General features: G+C 39.4%; 3 protein-coding genes. 1 reads left to right on the top strand and 2 read right to left on the bottom strand.

Annotated features, from left to right (window positions below):
* Positions 1-2,475, top strand: a 2,475-nt coding sequence (locus ACCM36_RS05020; RefSeq protein ID WP_370572653.1) for an S-layer protein domain-containing protein, incomplete at its 5' end; no start/stop codon positions are given.
* A 2-nt stretch (positions 2,476-2,477) separates the two neighbouring features.
* Here ACCM36_RS05020 and ACCM36_RS05025 read toward each other — a convergent pair.
* Complete coding sequence (locus ACCM36_RS05025; RefSeq protein WP_370572654.1) at positions 2,478-3,584, bottom strand: glycosyltransferase family 4 protein; 1,107 nt, start codon at positions 3,582-3,584, stop codon at positions 2,478-2,480.
* Between the two features lie 20 nt (positions 3,585-3,604).
* Positions 3,605-4,122 (bottom strand): hypothetical protein (locus ACCM36_RS05030; protein WP_370572655.1); only part of this gene is annotated, 518 nt, incomplete at its 5' end.

Raw genomic sequence — 4,122 nt, forward strand, 5'->3', positions numbered from 1 at the left:
CCTTATGTAAAGTTCAATGGAATGGGAACCATTACCACTAATGCTTCCGCAGAGACCAGAAGCTCTATGCAATTAAGAGGACAACACGAAATATACACATATATTCATAATGAAACTCTTAGCCTTTCTATTTCAAAACATGACCTTAACTGGTACGAAGGAGAGGATGAACTAAACATAACTGTTCATTCACCTTCCGGAGAAATCATCGAGTCTATGAGCATACCTGATGATGGTCAAACTTCAGCGACCCGAAAGACCGGAAATATCCAGACCGGAATTTTGGAAGTGCCTGGACTGCAGGATGATATCTATCATATAAAGCTTACATCTAATGATGATATTGTAATAGATGAACTGTGCAGTGCGCAGGACAAGCTGGTTCTTGATGGAAAGATGTTCATCCTATCCCCGGAAGACCTGTATGTAGGTTCCAACAAAAGGTTTTCGTTAAAATTTATGACCTTGCATGATGAAGGCTTGCAGGATATCACCATAGAGGGAAACAACCGTACATATCACGCAAAATTGGATACAAAGAACAAATGGATAAACATCAGATTACCTGCATCTTCCTCACCATATCATATAAAGATACCAAAGGGAGATATCAAAATCGAATCAGATGCATACTTTGCTTTCAGGGAAGAAGCCTTCTTCAGCAAGGAGGGGGGTACTGTTGTCTCCTTTTACGATACTATTAGCGAAAAACAAGAAGCAAATGTAGACTATATTATAGTTCCACTGCAAAAAGAGCAAATTGTATTTTATCCTTACAGAAATACAACTGATCATACCTACTTTGACCCCTCCAATTACGATAATGAGTTAAACACCTGGACATCACCAGGTTTATTTTACTTTGATGTTACGGGAAAAAGAAGCTGGGAGTTCCTGAGGATAGCTCCCGGAGAAGACAATATACTGAGTAAAGACGAGATAGTATATGGAAGCCTCCAATATAAGGAGAAAGGTATCGAAAGTCCTCTGAATAGGACTATTGCATACCTTGGCGAACCCTACTGTATACTGGACATAGATAATTCATCAGCCATCCTCTCCAAGATAATGACTGATATCAATATAAAGGTCAATTCAGGCAGCAAGATAGAACTTGGGGATGGAATGGATATACAAATGCATACAATAGACCTGGATGCACGTAAGATCTATTTCTCACTTTACAGAGAAGGAATTATTCTCTCAGATTTCGAGATGGGAGAGAACGACACAGCATCGTATAAAGAAGTTATAATGGACAATGAGACTCCATTAGTGAACATTGAATGTAGAGAAATTGCAGAGAATCTTAATAATTCCAGCGTGCTGCTGAAGATAAACAGGATCGATAGTCATACTGTTGTGGTAAAGGACCATAATACATTCAGAGATGGATCTACAACAGAGATAATTGATATCAATGGCGATGGTCTTCAGGATATAAGAATAACACTTGAAGAGAACAGTGAGATCCGGCTTGAAGAAGAGACACCTGTAGCTATTCTTGGAGGATATCTTGCTCTGGAACCTGCAGATAACGATAAGATCCTGGTCAGCAAAAAAAATGTGCCAACTGAAGAAAGTAATTTGAACATTAAAGTGCAGTATAGAACTGACCTCTCATTTACAGAACCTGCGAAAGAGATACCAATAACCATTGATAATACGAACCTTAGCAGTTTTAACATATATTATAATACAGAAGTAACTGACTTCTCTTTTCTGCTGAAGGAACTGAAAAAACTACCTAGTGGAGAAAACAGGATAGAAGGAGACGTCTGCAGCATATATGACCTAAGCCTTTATCCGAATGATCCTGGCACTATATACATAGAATTCCTTGTGGAAAAACAATGGCTTAAGCACAGAGGATTGAGCCCTGAAGAAGTTTTTGTTGCATACTTCAAAAATGGAAAATGGTCATACACTACTTCCAATAACATTGGAGACCAAGGAGAGAACTGCAAATTTAGTGCGACTCTGAGAGATCCCGGAACATTCTGCATTCTGGGTCTTCCCGATAACTCGGAAGGATATAAAGGGGACCCTGAAAGTGTACCTGATATACTCAGGTCAATATCTGATGATATTTACGTAGTAAGTAAGGATCTGGATAATGGAAGTGTAGAAATATTATCCTCAAAAGCAAACGGTAGTGATGTACCAATCTACATCGCCCTATTCATGTTCATTGCATGCATAACAATATTTCTGACATATGCAAACAGAAAAACTTTTGCTAAGGATAGGAACGGAAAGCCCCGCAAGAACGAAAAATACGTGAAGGTCATGGAATTTAACCGGCGCTTATGCCTTACATTACTTGCCAGTTTTATGATCCTGCTGATAGCAGAAGAAATACTGCAGGGCTCAGTAAGCTCACATATTGACACTAACGTAATATTGATCTGTGTTGTAATTACAGGATCGATCGATCTGGTTGGAAGGAGATTAATGAAAAAAGAAGGACTCTGACATCAAATATCTTCAAGAACACGTGCATACACTTTTGCAGTTTCGTTAGCGCATCTTTCCCATGAAAATTGAGAAGCTCTGTCGACTCCCCTATGAACAAGGGAAGACCTAAGCTCACCGTCCTGAAGCAGTTCAAGCATATAGCTAGCTATTTTCTGGTCATCTCTTGGATCAGCAATAATACAGGCATCGCCTGCAACTTCCGGCAATGATGATACATTGGATGTGATCACCGGACATCCACATGCCATAGCCTCTATAACCGGAAGTCCGAAACCTTCATAGTAAGATGGGAAAACGAACATCTTCGCGACACAATATAATCTTACAAGATCGTCAGTTGGAACTCTCCCAAGGAAAAGGACATCTTTTTCCAGACCAAGGGACGCTATAAGTGACATGATACCTTTCCTGTCCTTTGCGTATTGTGGTTCTCCTGCCTTCAATAGAACAAGGTCCTTTCTTCCGGATTGCTTTTTCAACCTGTAGAATGCTTTAATGATGCCTTCGATATTTTTCCGTGGCTGCTCAGAGCTAATATGCAGGATGTACTTCTTATCTCTTTCAAGATTGTACTTTGACCATATTGAAGAAACATCTTCATGAGGCCTGAACACTTCATGATCGATGCCAAGATAGATAGTTGTCATTTTCTCATTGGAAATTCCATATTTATGTTGCAGATCACTTGCAGTGGCATCAGAGTCAGTAATGATATGTGCCGCATTCTTAAGTCCTTTATACATCATTTTACCCATCATCAGATGCATCTTGCTTGCCGGATACATTTCATGTATGATATCATGACAGGTTATTACTTTAGGTGCTACTTTAAAAAAAGAGATGTTCTGATTGGTAAGGTGATATAGATCATATTTTGGAATGTAACCTTGCATCCGGTAATAAAAAAATGGATTATTATCTACAAATGGTATCCTTCTTGAACTGGCTATCTTTTTCGATGTGGTAAGTTCATTTACGGTAAACTGCTTGGTATTAAAGAACACGTGGTCTATGTCTACTAAACCTTTAATAGCTTCAAACAGGGAAAATGCATAATTTCCAATACCGGTATAAGGTTGGGCAGTGTTGATCATACCTATGGTCATATAGATCACCTTTTGAATTATCACATGAACATGTTAGAGCTATCCGTAACCTTATACAATTGCAATTCGAAGTCTCTGGTTACTATATTATTAGGCCTTTTCATAAGCTGGCGAGCTATGGAGTAATCCATATCATAAACATCTGCTTCCCTGTGAGGATAATGATTTAGATCCACTGTAACCTCGAGCTGTTGCAAAGTGACAGGCTGGGTGCGAACAAGTTCCACTTCTACGGGATTGAAGTATTTCTCCAGGCGCGTTGCTTTATTTGTCAGTATATATACGGTATCAAAGCGGGAAACGTTAAGATCAGCTTTGAGCTTTCCAAGAGAATCAGCATCCCACCAGAGAGCAGGCTTCGAGTACACGAAAAAAAGAGGGTCAGCTATTTTATATGAACCTGCTGCGTATCTGTCCACAAGTACCAGATCATTCGGACCAACATGGGCAGAGATATCCCCTACACTTGTTATCATCCCTTGATTCTCAGAGAAGAACAAGATGGGATAAGCAGCATAAATGTTCAATACCATGACCA

Source organism: Methanomethylovorans sp., from assembly GCF_041305605.1.
In the GTDB taxonomy this organism is placed as follows: domain Archaea; phylum Halobacteriota; class Methanosarcinia; order Methanosarcinales; family Methanosarcinaceae; genus Methanomethylovorans.

Excerpts from the sequence above, each read along its gene's own strand:
- ACCM36_RS05025 (WP_370572654.1), bottom strand. The coding sequence starts at position 3,584 with ATGACCATAGGTATGATCAACACTGCCCAACCTTATACCGGTATTGGA.